The organism is Butyrivibrio sp. VCD2006, assembly GCF_000423925.1.
In the GTDB taxonomy this organism is placed as follows: Bacteria; Bacillota; Clostridia; order Lachnospirales; family Lachnospiraceae; genus Butyrivibrio.
This window is the reverse complement of record NZ_KE384108.1, coordinates 10984-30815: the sequence shown is the minus strand read 5'-3', so window position 1 is coordinate 30815 and position 19832 is coordinate 10984. Positions and strand designations below refer to the sequence as shown.

Here is a 19832-nt window from a genome sequence, read left to right as displayed (position 1 = left end):
TTTATAGCACTGAAATCTTAGATTTTATTTCTCTCACCAAGCAATGCACGGTCGTACATGGGCACATTTCTGTTGGCTTTTCATTACCATTCAATATATGCTCATTGTATTTCTGGTCAGCAAGTTTTATGGCTTGTTCCTCATCACCGTAACGATTAAGTTTCTCGTAAATGTCCTTATCTGATTTAACATACTTCTGTCCAGTAATTCTTTTGAATGTCTGAGCAAATCCATTACAACAAGCAACAGAATCCTGATATGTAGGCATAGAGCCAAAATAAGCATTAAACCATTCCTCGATACATGGATTTGTCCATCCAACGCTGATGCCTTTATCTTCGGCCTGTCGAATTATCTCGTCAAAATTCATGACCTTATCGCGATCAAAAATGATCCATATCTCGCGATATTGCACATTGACAGATGCTAGATTTCTGGCTTCATCAACTAGGTCGCTAGATTTAGTCTTAATTACCTTTATGACCAACTTGCCTTGTAATTCTTCCGGTATAGAGTCTCTTAATCCATACATATAGTTCTGTTCAGTCTCTTCTGTATCAGTAACTATGAAGTAGTAACCCAATTCGGGTACTCTTCTTTTTGCAAGTTGATCACGAGTTTTCCGCTTCCCATTTCTTTCTATATGAGCCATACATTATTCCCCCTTGAACATATCGAAATGCTTCAAAGTAGGTATTGCTCCATACTTTCCCAACAAATAGTTCTTTTCATAATTTTCATCCTTACGGATCTTAACCCCATCCTCATCTACAAAATCAGCCAATGAAAAAAGGTATGAGATTCCATTTGAATCTTTTTCGGTGAACCAGATTTCATCTCTTCTTAGAATATTACCGTTAAGCTGCCAAGAATCATGAGATGTAAAAATCAGCTGCGCGTGATTTGTATTAATCTCAGGATCAAGGAATGTAATAACAAAAGCTCTAACAAGCAAAGGGTGGAGTCTAGCATTAAGTTCGTCAATAAAGAAAACCCCTCCAGTTGACAACACATCCTGCAACATAGGATACAATGCAAACATCCTAAGAGTGCCTGCCGATTCATACTGAAGAGGAATAGACGTTGTCTGGTCAGAATCTATCATTTTATGCACAGCATCGATTCTGAATTGCTTATCTGCATCATCGACTTCTGACTTTATAACCTCAACTTTAAAATCTATTATTGAGGAATCGAATGCCGAGAAGTAGTCAACAACCTTCTGACGAACCTTCTCGTCCTCTTCAAACCCTTCCGGAATTAACTGAGATAAGAAATAGTTTTCGATTGGCTTACCAAAATCAGCAAAGTCATTGTGAACAAACCAATCCCTTATAAGTTTCAGTTTATCTATTTTGAGTTTTGCTCCAAGTGATACAATGAGAGTTTCCTTTTCCAATGCAATTTTTAAGTTTTCCTGGCTCTTGGTTGGAATGCCTACAAAATCAAATTCATCTCCATTACGATAGAAAATACGCTTAAAATCCCCTCTTGATGACTTAGCCTTATAGTTTAGCCATTCCTCGCATACGCCATTGCTATCAACAGTGAATCCATAATTGTAAGTTTTCGCGCCATTTTCCTCCGAGTCAATAAAATATACTTCAAATGAGGACTCTGCGCTCTTACTTGTATTATCAAATAAAAATGGAGTCGGCTTGAAAAACCTGGAATTCTTCTTAGACTCAGATTCATTTCCATAGTCGAGTGAATTTATAACATATGCAGACATATATCTAAAGGCTTCTTGAACATTTGACTTTCCGCTTGCATTTGCACCAAATATTGCTGCAACAGGCAAAACCTTCTCATTTGCAATAGATACAACATGGTTATTAAATTCAGAAATCTTTGTTGCCGTTAAATCTAATGTTGTATCATCCCTGAATGATTTAAAATTCTTATAGTTGAATTGAAGCAGCATGATATAAAGCCTCCTTTCCTTCTTACTATGTATTATATGCAATTCTCAAAATAAATCAACACCTATTTGTGATTTTTTCTCATTCGCATGTAGTTTTTGTTTCAAAATGGAACATCTTGTATAATCAATCCAAAATTTTCCTCCACCAAGCCAAAGAAAAAGCACCCTGCATCACACAGAGTGCTCTCATCAATTATCGGGTAGTTCACCTTCAAAAGGTGTAAACGGGGTGTAAATCCGTTTGATAGCTCTTCAAAATGCCGTATTTTCAAGGCTTTCTGCTTTACTGAAATCTCTTGCCCCAGCAGACGAACAGTACTTTTATCATATTTTATTAACTCCTATATTCAACTCCTCTTAGCACCATTTTCAAAAGGTATACAAAATAATCTATATGATGTGCTTCTACAATATGAGAACCATACTCTTCGCCAATTAACTGACCACATATCTGGCATCGATATCCTTATAAAAGCTTTAGAATATCACCAATTTTCTTATTGAGCTTTCGAATTTTTACACTGCTCAACATACTCTCTCAAATACTTAAATGGAAATGGCAAAACTGTATATTGACTATTGCGTACAAATTCCACTGTCATCAACGGCAGCATCTCTTCATACTCAAGCTTTTCTCCAAATGAAATAACCTTTCTCATACAACAAGCATTTGGATATTTCTTTCTCTTGTTCTTTCCCTTAGCGCCGACATAATACACAAAAGTGTGTCCATCCAAGAAATCATCATCGTTATATTCATACTTTATATTAAGGAGATTTCCAATTTGATAAGTCGCTTCAAACTCTCCTTTTCTAAGCTCACCGTCAATCCAAATGTCATATTTTTCATGTAAAAATCTATTAAATTTTGATGCGATTCCTGTGCGCATATTCAGTATCTTTTTAATATTCTTCTTAGTTATCATTTCTGTTTCTTCAAACAATGCATTTTTCCATTCTGCAATAATTTCGCTCGAATCAATATTATCTTTTTCGAATTCAACTAAGGCATCTAACAACAGTGTCTTCGAAACTCTTTCTTTAACATCTGTTTCTGCAAGTGTATCCATTAAAGCTGATATATTAGGTAATGTTTTTTCGCGAGTTAATAATATGACATGAATATTATCTATATCCGAATATAGTATCCCTTCTACTTGATTCTGTGCACCACGATGCTTGTCTTCTGCAAAATCAAAAGCATAACAAATTTTGCTCCACTCTTCGGTTTCCTCATGATCACTATCACAAAATGTATCGAATTTCATCAAACCATTGCTATCAATTTTTACACGATAGTAATGATTATAATTGTAGGCCTTTTTATTAACATGATTTACATGTTCAGCAGACTCTCCAAATTGTGTTTTAATCTTCTTTCGTATAACAAAGGTCCATTCTTTTCCTGAATCTAGCCTATTCCAGTCAAAAATAGAAATCATATGTTCTCGTACATCTCCCTTAATTATAAGTTCCTGAACGATTTTCTTTATATCTGGTGAACTGCCCTTAGCACCCGTAAAATGCTCCGCCTCTTCTGTAATATGTTGTATTATATATCCCTTTAAGTCATCACTATGAGGATCATGCAGTTCATTTTCATCATAATAATCACCATCATGAATGATCCTAATATTATATGCTTCTTTAGAAAGAGCCCCTACAGTAGCCTCTATATAGTAATACTTCTCCAACTCCTCCTGAAGCTTTGTTACAATGTTTCTTGAGTCTTCCGAGTTATTCTCATCTACAATCACAACGCCCTTTTTCTGCAACATTTCACCATATTCAAGTTCTGATATTCCTTTCTTTTCCAGATTAGATATATCAAATTCCTGAGCATCTTCCCTTTCCGCAAGTTCTATTGTCATATATCTCGAAAGAGTATCCTTTACATCTCTTAGAAACTGTTCCATTTCTTCCTTCCGGAATTCTATATTGTAAATTCTGTCCAGCACCAATGGTTTGATAAGATGACATGACAAATATCTTTTCTCCATATGACAGGCGTTGCTGTAATTCTTCTTTATCTTGATCGAAATTATCGCCCTTCAAAAAGCATACACTGCCACCTTTCTGTCCTGTCGTTAGCTGTGCGTATTCAAACAACTGCTGCAAAACACCCTCATCCATACCGGGATTGTTTTTCTTTGGGAGCGCCATTCCAAGATACAACATTGATTGAATATCTTCAGTTCTGTTAAAAATGCACATTGCTTTAAGCACATTACAGTATCTAATAATCTGATATTCATCACTAGTCATATTAGTAATAACATTTGCTGAATAACGTGCAAATTCTGCCTCCATAAATGTTTTGCAATAAACCTCCGCATTAAATCCTTGGATATTACTACTGATAACTTCTCCATGCACACTTATTTCACCATCTGTATAACACTTCCATCTTTCTTCTAATGCAACTCTAGTTTTATCCTTCAAATAACCCGGTGTATTATGAAACTTATCCTTTAGTTGTTCTTTCAGATATCGCAAATCATAATTACCAACAACTGTGTCTACCTCCGCTGTTGCTGAGATTCCAAACACAGTTGCTTTTCCTGCAAGATAAAGCATGATTTTTTCAGGAGTATCATAAACCTTAACAAACTTCAGATTGGTATTATCATGATGTGAATCATTATCTTCAAATTCGTAATATTCCATACCAACCTGATAAAAGCTTCTATCCTCCAAAATCAATTCTTGTTAGAGTCCGGCGGAATCAGCCACCCAGAGTCGCTTAGAAATCGCCAATCTCAGTCAAAAAGAAAAAGCCAATGCAACAGCTTCTCCTTTCTATGATTTAGCTACGACAGGGGAAATAGGACTCCCGGCCGACAATGAAATAGTTTCACAATGCTTTCCCCTATAGCTGTTTCCCTTGATCATAAAAACCGTTGCTACATCAAATATCCGATCTAAAGAACAAAGTAGAGATGAGTCTTCGCTAAAGTACTCGCCCCATTTATCAGGTCCTTTGTTGCTGGTAAAAATAAGGGTATTCGGTCCCTCTTTGTTGTAACGACGGTCTATAACATCAAAAAACATCTGTGTGTTTTCCCTATCAAATACGCATCGTCCCACTTCATCAATTATAAGACAAGACGGTTTGACAAGCGCATTGATCACAGAGCTTTCTCGGCCATACTTTCTTGCATCTGTAAACTTTTGGTTAAGCTCAGTCGCCTTTAAGAAGTATGCCTTCATTCCTTTGAGACAGCATTCGCGGCCAAATGCCATAGCCAGGTGCGTTTTCCCTACTCCTTGTGGACCTATAAAAGCAAGATTTTTTCGAGCATGAAGAGCTGATAGTGATGATAATGACTTCAATGCTTCAAGCTGCTTTCCATGTATCTGTGAAAAATCAAAATTATCAAAGGTCTTTGGCTCTTTCAGGGGAAGCCTGCTAAGGCGTAACTGCGTATTTATAATAGTGTCCGTCTTTTTATCTCTAAGATATGAGAAAACGGTAGTTATTCCCTGCACTGTTTCTTCAGACATATGGTTATCAAGTGCGATCTGGGCTACTTCCTGTGAACAGATGTCCAGCTTCAGATACCTGGCATCTGCACCGATTGCCTCAAACAATGAATTATCCATTGGGCAGGCCCTCCTTTTCGAAATTATATTTTTCGAAACCGGAATCATATTGAGGCGGAGCGAGTTGCTGGATCTTTACTTTGACAGGTGAAGAAGGTGCCTCTTCGGGCTGTGTGGCCGCATACTGATCTTTACAGAAGCTGTCCTTCCTGCTCCACGTAACATCATGCGAGGTCAGGATCTTTGTCATCTGTGAGTCATAGATATAGAGTATATATCCATCACGCTTTACTCTGCATGTCTTTTCGGTATACCAATAGGGAACACCAAAGCGACGTCCTTCATAGTTTACGAATCCATCAAAGGAGATGATCCTTTCCGGGCAGAGATAATAAGAAAGCTCTATCGTGTTTTCAAGAACCGTTGCTTTTTTCATGCAAAGCTGCTCATGCTTATCATCCGGTATGCAATCTACAGCCCTATGATAAGCTGCGTTCTGTCGATTGCTCCATCCATTGGCTTCATAATTAAGATCAGTAAGCTCATGGAAGATCCTGCCGGGAAGGAAGTTATCTTTAACAAAGCGTACCAAGCGCTCAACAGCACCCTTTGTAAACGGATGCCACGGCTTGCAGAGCTTTGTATTGAATCCGATGTTTCCCATAAAAAGCTCATAATCCTTCTGCCAGACAGGGCGCCCTTCATCGTCACGCTTTACAACAACGCTCTTCATGTTATCGGTAAGAACGTATTCGGGAACACCCATGTACAGGAAAGCATGTATCATGCCTATGAAAAGGTTCTCCTGCCTTGCGTTAGGGAAAAATTCTATATAGCGTTTACCGCAGCAGTGGCAGATCATGGCAAAGCAGGCCACTTTGTATTTGTTGCCATTCTCGTCTTCTACTTCCACGAATCCCCAATCCATCTGGTATGATTCGCCCGGGGCCGATCTGTATCTCCGCCCACGATTTCCCTGAGGAGCTATTATCTGACGTTTTGCGGGAACGAGGTCATGATGGGCAGCTATGTAATTCTTTATAGCTGTCAGCCCTCCGGTATACCCATTTTCCCTCAGTCGATCTAAGCAGACGCTAGAGTTCGTAACACCGCTTTTCAGGAGATTATCGATAATACCTGTAAATCCTGTAAGAACGGTAACCTCCGCTTTCCGCCCGATAAGGCCGTGTGGCTTGTCTTCAAACCCATTATCCTTAATCCGACGTAGCTTTGCCCTGGTAATACCTGTCCTTCTCCCAAGTTCAGCAAGGTTGATGGTTTCAAGATCAAATCTTTCTCCAAGTTCACACTTCATTTCGTTGAGGACTTGTGTTATCCTCTCATTAAGGTCATTGTGTTTTTCCTCCATAATTGATAATTACTGTTGCATTGGCTTACATCAGTCTTTATCAAATCGGAGAAAAATGCAATGGCTATTTTAAAACGACTGAAAATGGTTATTTCTTCCCGTCCCGCAATGGTCATTTCTATGCGACTGTCAGTGGTTATTTCTACCGGACGCTAACATTCTCGCTTATTTCTAATCATCTGGCAGGTTTCACCCATGAGCAGATCTCTTTGCTTATTTGTTAATTCTAATCTCTTTAAGATTGTGCTAATAGCGTTTTCCAGATTCATTGCATCAACAATTCCATCACGAGCACTATTAATAATATCCATATAATTCTTTGCCCACTCTATAGAAAACAGCCTAAAATGCAGTAGGAACACATTTATTTCTCGTAGTAAACTATATAGGACAATATCTTTTTCTTTATTTCTGTTCTTAAAGAATTCCTCTTTTCCCTCAAAAAATACATCTATACGATTATCTTCTTCATTTAATGTTGATCTAATATACTTAGTACCTTCTTTCAATACTGTATGAAAAGAACCATCATTAAACAAGAAAATCTGTCTCTGATCCACCAGTTCTTCTTTTGTTTTAATGCTTAATCGAACATGATAGTTTTCTGCTATTTTTTTTGCTTCATCCATTAATGTAGAAAATGTATTTCTACTTCCTGATTTTGCAACCTCATCCATTGCTTGTCTCATGCTAGATGAAAAGTCATTCGGATTTAATGTTCGGTAAATCTGACGGAATAATTGTATATAATCCTCTTGCATGGCTAAGGACTTTTCGATCAATTCTCCTTGTATTGTATCCTTCGTTGCATCAAATTCATCAATAAAAATAATGGCATTTTCAATCAAATCCGAATTTAAAAATTCATAACTTGCATCAATAAGAATAGAGTTTCTCTTCATAAACTTACTGACACTCATCAATATTATTTTGTAATCATCCGTAAATACTGCTGGATACAATTTCCCAATCCATTTATATTTTGAATCATTTCTGATTGCTTTTTTTCGCTGGCTTTTATTTGAAAATCTACGTTTTAAAAGCTTTGTTATTTCATAGCGAAGCTGCCTATCTCCTTCTGTTATTCTGTCAGCCAATTCTTTTATATATTCTTTATCTGAATATCTTTTATCTACAGCATTACGATAAAGTGAAACATCATTACATAATTTAAGATAGGCATCTGTTTTCATTTCTTCCGGTATGTCGATTTCAAGTATTTTTTCTACAACTTCATCGAAATTCGAACGCAATCTTAATACATTGCGCTTATAAAGCTCCTCACTACTGTATGCTGCCATCAAAGCTTCTTCTGGCAAATTTTTATTCAGTGTTGTTAGGTAAATGATTTTGGTATTGTCCTTAATCGAATCCGCGAATGTTTTCATCGCCTGAGCTGAATCAAAAGTCTTTCCGTTACCTGTTGGCAATTCACACAGGTATAGACCATGTTCCTTATTTTTCATGATATCTAATAAATAATCTTTCAAATCCAAACCTCCTCTACATGTTTGCTCATACCTCATGTGATTGTATTCAGTAAAATTATTTATAATTTTACCATTAAACGCAAAAAGAATCGCCGCATATTTGCGTCAATTCTTTTTGTTATATAAATTCATATTCTGTTGTAACAAATTAATTATATCTTCTCTTACGTTCGGTGGTTCTACAACTTCTGCAACTTTTAAGCCCGCCAACCACCCAAGTAGAATTACAGATGGCACTGCAAAAAAAGTAACCAACAGCACATCTTCTGACTCTTCAGAAATAGCAATTCGTTTACCAAACTGATCTATAAACGCTCCAATCAAGTATTCTGGAATTCTTACTGTTATTGCTTGCTCTTTTCCTGAAAACATTCCCATTCGTCTTGAAACATACGTATTTGCATTAAAACTTCGATGCTGTGTTTTTCCATCTCTTGGGATATCAGACAGCTGAATATTATCAAGCTTATCTACTCTATAATTTCTTTCGGTGAATACATCGCCTGTCTTTTTTACATCATAACCATACAGATAATATCGGTCATTTGCCCATATCAATGCCCACGGATTCATGTTATATCTTCGCTCTGACTTTTTTATCAGCTTTTTATGTTTATCCCAACCCATATAATCAAAGCTGATTTGAACCCCTTTTGACAAAGCTTCCTGAATTATATTCACATTATACAAAATCTTCTTATTCTCAGCTTTTGCAATATTAATACCCAGCACGCTTCGGTCCAATTCCTCAGAATCATATGTACTCATAGTACACTTTAGTTTATCAATCATTTTGGTTGCAATGCTTTTTTCAATAAAACTAGATGCATTGATAGAGTCAATAATAAGTTTGAGTTCTTCTTTTTCTAATAGTCTATTACCTATAAAATAACGAGCATTTCTTCCTCGATTAGAAATAACATCTACGCCTAGTTCATTTCTTAATTGCTTGATATATCTGAGTATGCTATCCTCGCTGCAATAATATCCTTCTGAATCCATATAAGTTAGTATATCCTGCATAGAAATTGGATGCTGCTCATCCGTGTTTTTAATTAATATTTTATATAAAGCCAGTACTCTGTTTTTACTAAAATCACTCATAGCAACCTCCTCTACACATTTTATCATCTCTGAATGTCGAATCAGACGATCAAGATTCCAATCTTTTTGTTATTCAATTTTTCAATCTCAAAATCACATATTTCCGCAAAACCACACAAAAAATCATCAAATCTTACCTAACAAGGCATTATCTTGCTCATATCTTCTCCTCGTACTTTTCGAAGAATTCCAGCACCTCCTCCGGTTTCTTGCCGAAAGTCAATGTATTGATATGATCCTCTATCGATGCTGCCAGAATACGAAGCGCCTAGTTAAGATTATCAAAGTCCTCCGATGCCTCCTTCAGAACACTTTCATAAGGACTTCAATGTTCGGATATATGTTCAAACATCGAATAAATTTTAAACAGTTTTCCTTTATACGTGATGATCGAAGGGCTTACAATTTCCTGAAAGGATTTTATAATAGGAACAACTTTATAATTTATCGCTATCTTAGATTCTTCCTCATACTCCCCCTCTTTTTCGATAAGCCATCCTGTATCCCTTAATCTCCGAACAAATCCGGTCGCGATAATACGCGCATCAGAAGAACCGTTATCAAGTTCCTCTTTCTCATCGTCATCCAACTCTATCTGTTCATCGAGACCGAGGACGTACTCTTCCGCCACATCAAAAATAGTGCTCTTTTCAACAGCATCTACTTGACTTAGAAGATTCCGATAGTCCTTCGTCTATATTAATCATAGGAATATTTTTTTCAAATCATTAAGCACTTTCCCCAGTTTTATTTCTTGTTCCTTCCACTTAGGCAAACACCATCCTATTTCTCCCCAACAAGCCATTATAAACACCATATGTTCATTAAGTGTTTCAGATATTTCATCTATATTCACAGCGATATTAAAATCCTTGGTCCATTTTTCATCATTTGCTTCGATGTTGTCCTGGCTTTGTAGAAGATAATTCAGTAACAAACTATTCATTGTTTTCTTTACCATAAACACCACACCCTTCACTCATCATGCTTCACAACATCACAGAGCATTCCTTTCCTCCATTTTCGATCAAACAGCTACTAAACAGCAGAATTTCACCATATAACCTTTTCTATTACTTATACAGAAAACTTATATTTCCCTTTTCCCATTCCTTCTACCGGAACAATGATCTTCAGTTCATCCCCCATCCTTTTCAAATAGGACGTTGCTGTCACTTCCGAACATCCCAGAATTTCGACTACTCGAGAATTCCCAAAAACCTCTGTTCCGATTTCCTCATATAACTTCAATATGTTTTGTTTTATTTTATTTGTATACCCCGAATCCAAGATTTTCTGCTTGAAATCTTTGGTTTCAGTCTCAATCCAAACTTTTTTCTTTGGTTTGGAGCCATTTTTTATTTCATAGTATTCTTCATTTACAGGTATAACCACAGAAGTAACGTTGTCATTTACATCAAAAATCTTATAGAAAAGATCCGGAGATCCATTTTCCCGCATTGATCTTTTGGCTTCCCCGATACCTGTTCCGAAAGATTCTATAATGCCTAATGCTTTAAACATATCCCTGATTTCAGGATTCTCCGTGTCTCGCTCGTTAAAAAACGTTCTCTCATTCAGATCACTTATGCGTATAGGCGGTAACGGCTTGTTATAATTCACAATGTTTATCTGTTTTTCAGACACATATATTTGGATTGGCTTACCATTTTCATAGTTGTTATGAACAATGGCATTTGCAAGCAATTCTTCCAGTGCAATAAACGTGAAGTTCTCGATTTTACGATTATCTGAGTTGCCATCATCACGTATAACCAATTCATTTAAGAAATTGTTATTGATGTACTCCAACGCAGCATAATACTGTTTCCAAACTGCACCTTTAAATACTTTGGATTCCATCTTTCTTTTTGTGCCAAACATATCAACAATTAGTTCCGTATATGCATATGGAATACGATCTTCCGGATGCCCAGAAAACATGAGTACAGCATAATTTTTAACTCGTCTTTCAGTTGGATCATTTTTATCAATCAAATCCAAGGCCTTAGCCAGCTCTTTCTTTCCCATTCCATCACTAATTTGTCTTGAGCTTGTAATAGAAAAGTATTCTCTTAATAAGTCAATATTTAAGTCATCAATTGAAGCACCGGAACTTACAATCGAACTAAAATGAAAATTGGAAAACTTACGCAGCAGATCATACTCTTCATCTACTCTCGCAAGGCGTGTTTCCGCTTCAATTCTCACATATCTTCCCGGTTTAAGATTAATCTTTTTGTCTTTTTCAGCTTTTTCAGCCACCATGAAAGGACCTCCGGTCTGGCGCTTTACAATAATAAGCAAATAACTGATTCCATCCATATCATTTGCTACTACTTCAAACGCAACATTGGGATATAAAAAAGAGCGCAATGAATTGATGGCATTCTTGCATTTTTCCAGCCGTCCTTCAGTAACTCCCTTGATTGGAAGAACCGGAATCGCTTTCTGTTCTTCGTTATTTTCCTCTTCGACACCAATAAAAATATATTGAATATCATTGTTGTAATAGTTATTTCCGTATGCGCAAATGGTTTTTAATATTTTATCCAGCTGTTGCTCTGATGCCTTGTATTCTATATACGAGCATTCTGCTGTTTTGTTCTTAAGTATTTCATTTGCCTGTTTTTTTATCTGTCTATAATCCATAGTTTTGTCCTCCGAATCCAAAGAAATTGTATCTCAAACCAAAGTTTTTTGTCAATCAATCCAAAGAAAAAAAGCGCCCTGCATTATGCAAAGTGCTTTCATCATTCATCGGGTAGTTCACCTCAAAAGGTGTAAGCGGGGTGTAAATCCGTTTGTTATATCTTCAAAACGCCTTATTCTCAATGCTTACTGCTCTACTGAAATCTTTTGAACCAGCAGACGAACAGTATTTTTACCATCTCTTATACTCTCTCTTTCAGTACGCTATATAACCTCAGAACAAAAGGTGTAAGCAAGGTGTAAATCAGATACCACTCCGCCCACAAATGGCTTATTTCCGCTATTCCTCGATTTGGCATTAAATCCTGCCGTGGCAGACGAAAAGTACCTTTATCATTTTTCGTATCCTTTACACTTCAGAATTTTTTTCAATCGTAATTTTGCGCATATATTTCATATCTCATCAATATTCGTAGGATTGATTTACTTTCCTAAGTGCAGCCACATAATCGCAACCTTTTTCTTTCACGTCTTCCGGATTTATCGGATAATGGACATTGTAAAGAACCCCTTTATCTCCAAACATATCCTCCATATAATCCTTCTCTATATGCCCGCCTACGACTTCAAGGCAGATCATAACATGATCATCACCCGGTACAATTTCTTTCTCCCACAAATACCTACACTCAAGGTTCATGAAACATTCAGCGACCATCGGCGCTTCTACCCATGAAGCTTTCTCCGCAGTAAGCCCTGACGAAGTTATCTCATCCGCCTCGAACTGATTGTTCTGTATTGTCTTCATGCAGGCTTCGTATAAATCAGATGACATGAAATTTAGCACTGCTACCTTCTTTTCATTTAAGCTTTGGTAAAGATGTCCTCTCTTATTCACGCTGCATAGAATCACGTAATACCCGCCTCCATGATTCGCACTCGTAAACCCTGCCCATGACTGCATCGTAGCATTTGGCTGTCCATTAGATTTATAGGTTGTGACAAGAAACATCGGTGTCGGTATTCCCATTATAAATTCTTTCCAATCAAATCCGAAGTTTTTTGCAAATTCTCCGTATGTCCCACTCATAGATTCAGGCATTTCTTTGTATTGGTATTTCATCTTTTTCCTTCCCTCCTTACAAAAGCCAACATAAGAATTAACTTCAGTCTTATCGACAACCTTCGACTATTCGAGCTGATCAAACTACATACTGAAGATCTTTTTTAGCGTTCACCACCACGTATATTTCTCCCGTTCTGGGGTCTGTTTTCTCCTCAGACCTGTAGTCAAACTTAAACCCGCATGCATCCTGCAATCTTTTTGAAGCCAGATTCTTTTCACGATAACTACAGTGAAACTCCTTCGCACCTTGATTTCTTGCCTCATCGCACAATGCATTTAGAATCTGTTTTCCATATCCTTTTCCGACAAAGTCGGGTCCAATGGCGATTCCCATATCCTCATATACACCAGGATTGACCTCACACATGGATGCCCATCCAATGGCCTCTAATCCGCTTTCCGTTTTCAGATATACGGTAAGCGCATACTTTTCTTTACTTTGAAAATCAAGAGTCCGAAGCATCCTGTCCTTTGATTCTTCCTCAGAATCATCGATCTTCCATAGCATATATTTGGCAGACTCCGGTCGGCTTGTTATATTTCGGTACAGCTGCTCCCAGTCACCAAATACAGCTTTTTTCATGATCAAATTGCTTGTCTCTATCACGACCTCTATCACAACATAGCAGTGCAGGGTAATATTGTAGAAAAGCATATCAATAAACTGCTCTGTATCCCCTACTTCCAATCGATACTCTCGTCCTACAAATGCAAAACCTGTGCCCAGTTCCAGTAGGAACTGAGATATATTATTCATAAGAGCATCCTTCAACTCTTTCTCGTAATATCCCTCTGTCATAGTAAGGAAATCAAAATTATACGGATCTTTTGTCATTTCCTGTGCAAGGTCACTTTGCGTTGCAGGCAATGTTTTTTCAAAATTTGAGATTGCCTTTCCCTGTCTCTCATAAAGGTTAGTATCAAGAAAGTTCTGAAGTACCGCCCTGGACCAGTTATTCTCCAATGTCTTTTCAACATAGAAAAGCGCTTTGTTCCGATCATCTTTACATTTATCGATAATAAACCTGTGATGTCCCCACGGAATCATAAAGATATTCATTTGCGCCACAACCTGTGGCGTAATTTCAGCCTCACCTAATTGCGCCACAACCTGTGGCGTGATTGTCTCTTCAGAATAAAGCCTATAGAACTGATGCATGTATAATAGGTTTCTTGGCGAAAATGATTTTACATCCGGCAATTCCCGCTTGATATCGTCATTAACAGCCCCGTCAAAGCAGTCACTTTAGCAGATATTTGTGCAACTGTCATTGGATTCTCATCATCTGAATACATCCTGAGAACGTATAATATCCATAATTCCATATATGAAGACAGTAGCTTTTCTTGATCGTTTTTCACGAAGTTAATACCTCGCTTTAATACCTAATCTGAAAACTGCTTTCATCCTCCGGTGGGATAGTCGCTTTTGTCATATCAAGCACTTCTATGAATTGTCCATCCTTTACTTTTTGGATAAACATATCTATGGTAGCGGGATCTCCCTGGGCTTCCACAGTAACAGAGCCGTTCCACTCGTTTTTTACCCAGCCGGTAAGGCCGTACATGGTTGCAGTGTGATACGCAGTATATCTAAAACCAACTCCCTGCACATATCCTTTAAAATTCAGATGTACTCTGATTATTTCTGACATAAATCTTAATCCCGTTCTTTTACCAGTTGATGTACCGGTAATTATTATGCCGCATTGTCCATGTACTCTTCAACCAAATAATCATAGGCATCTATAGATTCTGAAAAACGCTTCAGAACATCTTCTGCCTTGTACAGTCCATCTGCATTTTTCTCTAATCCAGTAAGCCCAAGGCTGTAGATTCCGGGAGGGTTATCTGCTCCAAGAAGAGAAAGTCCGCGGAGCTGCTCAGTTTTCTGATATACGATATCGATACTGATAAACTCTTCTCCGGCGTCATCTCTCCATCTGCTGATTACAAGCTTTGATCCTATAGGTGTCTTCTTCTCAATTGTATCCGGGAGGCTGTATTCATCGACTCCGAGAGCCGCGGTGACACTTGCCAGATTGGAATCATGTCCGCAAAGAAAAATAAACTGTCTTCCATCAGTTGTAAGCTCTTTTAGGATTTCCTCAAGAAGAGGATGTGCCAGATTTGTAGCTATGGAAGGAGCAGTAAAAAGAACGTCTCCGTAAACATCCTTTATTTCAGATATAGCTTCCCAATCCTTATCTGAAAGCTCATGTCCAAAAGCAGCTTTATTTGCATCAGGCTCTTCATAATACTGCAAAACCAGTGCATCACTTATCGAGCAGGCTTTCTTTAAAGAGCCTGCCACAATGGGTTCTTTCCCCTCCTCAAGGGTAAATTCGGAATCATCCGTCGCAAATCCTGAAAATTCGCCACTCTTATAATCATCCGAATCCTTTACATCTATCACATTCTCAAGCAAAGCATAGTTATCACTAAGACTCTCGATAACAGAATCAAATTTATCGTGTATCTCAGCCTCAACATCTTCCACGTAAGGCTCCGAAATGTATGTGAAAACAGGATTGAATACCGGATCCATTGTGTCAAACTCGCTGTGATATTCAATGTCAGCGTCAGAAACCGGCAAAAGCCCGGCACCAAAAAAGCGTGCCGTAGCTATAGTTCTTTGCTTGGAATTGGCATAGATGCGTACTGCTCCATCCAAGGGCTGATAGTTTTCTTCAAAAAGTCCCTCAGCCTCTAACCATTTTCTGAAAAACTGTCCCATCTCTGTCTCGAGAATTCCTCCTCTAACTGAAAGTTGACTGGCTTGTGCGGACCAGTCAAACCATTTATGGGGTGTTATTGTATCAAGCGCAGAGCCGGCTCCGGACAGAGGTGCCCGGATGTTGTGCCTGCTTAAAACAACTGCTTGTTCAAGAGTATAGCCTTCCCTTGAAAGTGTGGTTCTTGTGTTTTCATCATAGATTTCCAAGTCGGTGCTTTCATCTGAAGCTTCCAAAGCGACACTTTCATCATTAGTTTCCAAAGCGGCGCTGTCATCCGGCGTATCCGAAGCTTTGGCAGCATCTGCTTCAGGTTCTACATACTGCACGTCAGCCCTTTTGATTGTATCCGGATAAATCTTAAGGAAATCATTTTTCATGGAAACAGGGATATAGCCAGCCTCCCTATAGCCTGCTGATTTTTCTTCCCAGTCCTGAGTTCCCCATTCCCGAACATCATCATCTGCAACTACCATATAAGCTGCTGAAGGATAGGGATTTCTTTTATCCAAAGCATAGTTCATCATACTGGTATCGCTGCCGCTGTTTCCAAAAGCCAGAACTGGATACTGTCCAATTTCTCTTTCTATCCAGATTGTCTTATTTGCATTAAGGTTCTTCTGAATAAACCCGCCTGTAAATACCAGTTCATCGCCATCAGCATACTTATAGTCCATATTTGAAGAGATGTCCTCATTTCCCTTTACTTTCACTTCAAACTCGGTGCCTATAACGTGGGCAGGCGAAACGTATTCACAGATAGGTGAATTTGCAACAATCGCTCTACTGGTAGTGCGCTCAGTACCGCTTACCACATAAATTGTAAAATCGTTTTCATAGAGGTATTTCACCACCTCAACCATTGGCAGATAAAAGCCGTCGATATAGCGCATGTTTTCAAAGCTGTCAGTCTGCTTCTGACCAAATTCCACCGCATAGTCATAGAGTTCCTTAACAGTCATTCCGGCATAAGCCTTTGCAAAATTCCTTGCAAGCTCTTCTCCTGCGGTGTATCCCGGCATTATCTCAGCTGCTGCAGCCTTAAGCTCATCAGAAACTCGTTCAGGGTGATCAATAAGGCAAAAGTTTATAAACATCATGGTGTCATAATAGGTATAGAAGGTCTCACAGGTCAACGTTCCATCCATATCAAATACAGCTATTCTATCCTCCTTAGGTATAAAATTAGCCGTATCATTTTTATTTGTAACCTTCGTCACATAGCTGCGAAGACTTTCAGCTGCCTCAGAATCCACAGCCCAATATTCAGATAAAGCCGTCGTCTTACTTTTTCCACATGCAACGCATATCAAACACACAGTAATCGCTACCACCAATATGCTGCCAAATATCCTTTTCTTCATAGGGCCCCCTTTTACTAAATACAACCATCAGGATGCATATATCTGCACCTAAAATTATACATTAGAGGCACCAATATACTATTAAATGCACATAAAATATCAGTTTATTGTTATTTTATACTTTTCATAAAAAAGCACCCCAAAACACTTTTTCTGTGTTTCTGGGTGCTTACACATCATTTCAAAAGGCCGGCCATAACAAAAACCAGGGGTGAATTCCAGTAAATTGTAATCTCATTTAATGAATAGCAGTCTATATGATCCAGATAAAATTTCATAGGCGGCAGATCCTTGGGAAGTGTCTGATCTCTCTCGTCCTGCAATCCCACATTAGGGCCACCGGATACAAGTCCCGGCCAGGGTTCTTCGATATCATCAATAGCTGTCGGGCGAAGATGAGTATTCTTGTAGGCTTTCTCACCATTTCCCGTCACATAACTAACATCCATACTGTTACAGCCAAGAAGATAATCAACTCCGGAGAAAATCACATTCTTATACTTTTCCTGAGAATCAAAGAAGTTGGCAAGTGCCTAAAGCACTGCATTTTACCACTTTTGTTGGAATGCTGCCGTGGCAGACAAAAAGAATGCTGATTGGTTTCATTACTCCTCCTTCAAAAACAAATTTAAAGAGAGTGGCCGCACCATTGTGTGACTCGCTCTCTTTAATGGCCATTTTTGGTTTATCTGCCAACTGCTATAAAGTACAGGTTTTAGTGTTGCCTCCCAACTATCGGCTTCATCATCAGTCGACAAGTATTTCAGATCATTACAAAAACTCTGATTTTGTTTATAGCTCAGAAAAAAGTCAGGGATTGTTTTATCAAGTGCTTAATTATTTAAAGCTTTTGTGCGTTCCCCTTAAAGGGATGATCTTTAGCGTATTCAACAGCTTTTTCATTAAACTCGCCAGACTCCATATTATCAAAATATTCGCGCTGCCAGCGAGTATAGTCAAATTTTTCTCGGATAATAAGAGAAATAAACATTTCCGCATCAACTACGCCAAGATTATTCTTAAGGCATTCCATACCTTTGTTCATAAGTTCTACTGTACTACTTGCCATTATTCATCGCCCTCCGTTTCTGACACAAATTCTACGGGAGTAACAAGTTTTATCTTTTCAGATGTGTATTTCAAAAGCCTCTTGTCTGTACTGATAAAATACTCACATCCACCGAAAATTGCTGATGCAACATGATATGCATCTTTTTCTTTAACACCGGTTTCCATGATCTCCGACGCAATAGCTGTTAACTCGGGTTCTCGATTATAATCAACATAGTATTTGGCATTCTGCTCTATGAATTCTTCTATAGCATTTCGCCTCATATCAAATGGATTTTTACTGATCTCATACTGTAATGTATATGATGACACGAGGTCATATTTACCATCTTTAATACTATTCTGAATAAAGAGCTTTGATTGCGCCTCGAGCTGAACCTGCATATTACTTTGATCGTCATAAGGCCTATTATAGCTGCAATTATCTAAATATATTCTCAATGTATTAAACCTCTATATGTTTATATCGTCATCTCTTGGTAATGATATTATAACAGATTATTTTCAGTTGGAATTAGGATTTGCAATTACATTTATATGATACCATGGAATGCAGGATATTATATCTTCATCGTTTGTGTTGTGGTGGATCAAAAAAACCTTCCAACATTCTCCTCACGATTGAGAATGTTGGAAGGCTTTATCTGTACTATATAATGATGATGTTTTGTTTTACTTTTTATGATTACTGATAAATTTGAGTTACAAAAGCGGTGTCAACCACACGATACGAAAAGAGAAGTCACATTTCACAATCTTAATTATTTCTTAGTCTTCACACTCTTTGTTTTACTCCACTTGGAATAAACCTTCTTGCCATCTACTTTTTTGTAAGTGCGAATCCTTACATAATACTTTTTACCAGATTTGAGCTTTTTGATTGTTTTAGATGTTTTTGTGTTCTTTTTAACATTCAGAGACTTTACATCATTTTCAAAATTCTTATCAGTACTATATTGTATCTCGTAACCACTTACTTGCTTTGTCTGCTTTTTCCATTTAATCGTGATTGATTTATTTCCGGCAGAAATCTTTGATACCTTACTTGTTTTTAAACTACTGTCTATTTTTTCAGCAGTTGTTGAATCCGGAGTTACGTCCTTCTGTGTAGAATTGGCGCTATCTTCCGTAGCATTACTTGAAGTACCCGTATTAGTATTGCTTTGATTAGTAGGTTCCGTAGCAGATACAGCGTCATTCTGCGAAGTATTATTATCTGCACTTTCAGCATTGTTAGTTATGTTCTCATTATTAGTAGTATTTTCGCTATCGTTATCATTAGATGAGTCGCTATTACTAACATCTTCGTTATCGTTCACCGTAGATGATTCTGTTTCATCTTGTGAAGGATCAGTGGTGACATAACCTACATTATTGGTTGTATCATTATTATCTTCTTCGCTAGTATTTACTGAAGAAGATTCAGTATCATTTTGCGTAGGATTAGTGATATC

The 19832-nt window shown here is 37.8% G+C and carries 17 protein-coding genes and 4 pseudogenes; all 21 read right to left on the bottom strand.

Annotation, left to right across the window (positions count from 1 at the left end; translation table 11 throughout):
- Position 1 precedes the first annotated feature (1 nt).
- Positions 2–652 carry an RloB family protein gene (locus G586_RS0119580; RefSeq protein WP_026529058.1) on the bottom strand — a complete coding sequence of 217 codons (651 nt, stop codon included), beginning with the start codon at positions 650–652 and terminating at the stop codon, positions 2–4.
- Between the two features lie 3 nt (positions 653–655).
- On the bottom strand, positions 656–1924 hold the full coding sequence (locus G586_RS0119575; protein WP_026529057.1) for an AAA family ATPase: 1269 nt from the start codon (positions 1922–1924) through the stop codon (positions 656–658).
- 497 nt (positions 1925–2421) lie between these two features.
- Positions 2422–3795, bottom strand: coding sequence for a hypothetical protein (locus tag G586_RS24095; protein ID WP_242832068.1), 1374 nt, complete (start codon positions 3793–3795; stop codon positions 2422–2424).
- Entirely contained in the window at positions 3752–4591 is an 840-nt protein-coding gene (locus G586_RS0119565) for a hypothetical protein (protein ID WP_026529056.1), read from the bottom strand. The genes G586_RS24095 and G586_RS0119565 overlap by 44 nt, the downstream gene beginning before the upstream one ends.
- 132 nt (positions 4592–4723) lie before the next feature.
- Positions 4724–5527: an ATP-binding protein gene (locus G586_RS24090; protein WP_196811657.1), complete on the bottom strand. Its 804-nt coding sequence runs from the start codon at positions 5525–5527 to the stop codon at positions 4724–4726.
- Entirely contained in the window at positions 5520–6836 is a 1317-nt protein-coding gene (locus G586_RS0119555) for a DDE-type integrase/transposase/recombinase (RefSeq protein ID WP_026529055.1), read from the bottom strand. The genes G586_RS24090 and G586_RS0119555 overlap by 8 nt, the downstream gene beginning before the upstream one ends.
- A gap of 152 nt (positions 6837–6988) precedes the next feature.
- On the bottom strand, positions 6989–8326 hold the full coding sequence (locus G586_RS0119550) for a hypothetical protein (protein WP_026529054.1): 1338 nt from the start codon (positions 8324–8326) through the stop codon (positions 6989–6991).
- Positions 8327–8431: 105 nt separating this feature from the next.
- Positions 8432–9430, bottom strand: coding sequence for a helix-turn-helix transcriptional regulator (locus G586_RS0119545; protein WP_026529053.1), 999 nt, complete (start codon positions 9428–9430; stop codon positions 8432–8434).
- A 325-nt stretch (positions 9431–9755) separates the two neighbouring features.
- Positions 9756–10073, bottom strand: a pseudogene (locus tag G586_RS27140) (Wadjet anti-phage system protein JetA family protein); the annotation flags it as partial.
- A gap of 60 nt (positions 10074–10133) precedes the next feature.
- Entirely contained in the window at positions 10134–10391 is a 258-nt protein-coding gene (locus tag G586_RS25385) for a hypothetical protein (RefSeq protein ID WP_026529051.1), read from the bottom strand.
- 116 nt (positions 10392–10507) lie between these two features.
- Entirely contained in the window at positions 10508–12082 is a 1575-nt protein-coding gene (locus G586_RS24080) for an RNA-binding domain-containing protein (protein WP_051204953.1), read from the bottom strand.
- 463 nt (positions 12083–12545) lie between these two features.
- Positions 12546–13205, bottom strand: a complete 660-nt coding sequence (locus tag G586_RS24075; protein WP_049946219.1) for a flavin reductase family protein — start codon at positions 13203–13205, stop codon at positions 12546–12548.
- Positions 13206–13284: 79 nt separating this feature from the next.
- Positions 13285–13785 (bottom strand): annotated as a pseudogene (locus G586_RS27590) (GNAT family N-acetyltransferase); the annotation flags it as partial.
- Between the two features lie 24 nt (positions 13786–13809).
- Positions 13810–14418 (bottom strand): annotated as a pseudogene (locus G586_RS27585) (PDDEXK nuclease domain-containing protein); the annotation flags it as partial.
- Between the two features lie 169 nt (positions 14419–14587).
- A complete protein-coding gene (locus G586_RS0119515; RefSeq protein WP_026529050.1) occupies positions 14588–14863 on the bottom strand; it encodes an acylphosphatase in 276 nt (91 codons plus the stop codon).
- 44 nt (positions 14864–14907) lie between these two features.
- Complete coding sequence (locus G586_RS26735) at positions 14908–17307, bottom strand: histidine-type phosphatase (protein WP_196811655.1); 2400 nt, start codon at positions 17305–17307, stop codon at positions 14908–14910.
- A 176-nt stretch (positions 17308–17483) separates the two neighbouring features.
- Positions 17484–17807 (bottom strand): annotated as a pseudogene (locus G586_RS0119505) (glycoside hydrolase family 9 protein); the annotation flags it as partial.
- 13 nt (positions 17808–17820) lie between these two features.
- On the bottom strand, positions 17821–18003 hold the full coding sequence (locus G586_RS0119500; RefSeq protein WP_026529048.1) for a hypothetical protein: 183 nt from the start codon (positions 18001–18003) through the stop codon (positions 17821–17823).
- Positions 18004–18148: 145 nt separating this feature from the next.
- Positions 18149–18376: a hypothetical protein gene (locus G586_RS24060; RefSeq protein ID WP_035773734.1), complete on the bottom strand. Its 228-nt coding sequence runs from the start codon at positions 18374–18376 to the stop codon at positions 18149–18151.
- Entirely contained in the window at positions 18376–18819 is a 444-nt protein-coding gene (locus G586_RS0119490; RefSeq protein ID WP_026529047.1) for a type II toxin-antitoxin system VapC family toxin, read from the bottom strand. The genes G586_RS24060 and G586_RS0119490 overlap by 1 nt, the downstream gene beginning before the upstream one ends.
- 320 nt (positions 18820–19139) lie before the next feature.
- Positions 19140–19832 (bottom strand): fibronectin type III domain-containing protein (locus G586_RS26730; RefSeq protein ID WP_026529046.1); only part of this gene is annotated, 693 nt, incomplete at its 5' end.

What these genes read in the sequence shown, in the direction of transcription:
- G586_RS0119580 (WP_026529058.1), bottom strand. Translation starts at nt 652, where the DNA reads ATGGCTCATATAGAAAGAAATGGGAAGCGGAAAACTCGTGATCAACTT.
- G586_RS0119575 (WP_026529057.1), bottom strand. Translation starts at nt 1,924, where the DNA reads ATGCTGCTTCAATTCAACTATAAGAATTTTAAATCATTCAGGGATGAT.
- G586_RS24095 (WP_242832068.1), bottom strand. Translation starts at nt 3,795, where the DNA reads ATGACAATAGAACTTGCGGAAAGGGAAGATGCTCAGGAATTTGATATA.
- G586_RS0119565 (WP_026529056.1), bottom strand. Translation starts at nt 4,591, where the DNA reads ATGGAATATTACGAATTTGAAGATAATGATTCACATCATGATAATACC.
- G586_RS24090 (WP_196811657.1), bottom strand. Translation starts at nt 5,527, where the DNA reads ATGGATAATTCATTGTTTGAGGCAATCGGTGCAGATGCCAGGTATCTG.
- G586_RS0119555 (WP_026529055.1), bottom strand. Translation starts at nt 6,836, where the DNA reads ATGGAGGAAAAACACAATGACCTTAATGAGAGGATAACACAAGTCCTC.
- G586_RS0119545 (WP_026529053.1), bottom strand. Translation starts at nt 9,430, where the DNA reads ATGAGTGATTTTAGTAAAAACAGAGTACTGGCTTTATATAAAATATTA.
- G586_RS25385 (WP_026529051.1), bottom strand. Translation starts at nt 10,391, where the DNA reads ATGGTAAAGAAAACAATGAATAGTTTGTTACTGAATTATCTTCTACAA.
- G586_RS24080 (WP_051204953.1), bottom strand. Translation starts at nt 12,082, where the DNA reads ATGGATTATAGACAGATAAAAAAACAGGCAAATGAAATACTTAAGAAC.
- G586_RS24075 (WP_049946219.1), bottom strand. Translation starts at nt 13,205, where the DNA reads ATGAAATACCAATACAAAGAAATGCCTGAATCTATGAGTGGGACATAC.
- G586_RS0119515 (WP_026529050.1), bottom strand. Translation starts at nt 14,863, where the DNA reads ATGTCAGAAATAATCAGAGTACATCTGAATTTTAAAGGATATGTGCAG.
- G586_RS26735 (WP_196811655.1), bottom strand. Translation starts at nt 17,307, where the DNA reads ATGAAGAAAAGGATATTTGGCAGCATATTGGTGGTAGCGATTACTGTG.
- G586_RS24060 (WP_035773734.1), bottom strand. Translation starts at nt 18,376, where the DNA reads ATGGCAAGTAGTACAGTAGAACTTATGAACAAAGGTATGGAATGCCTT.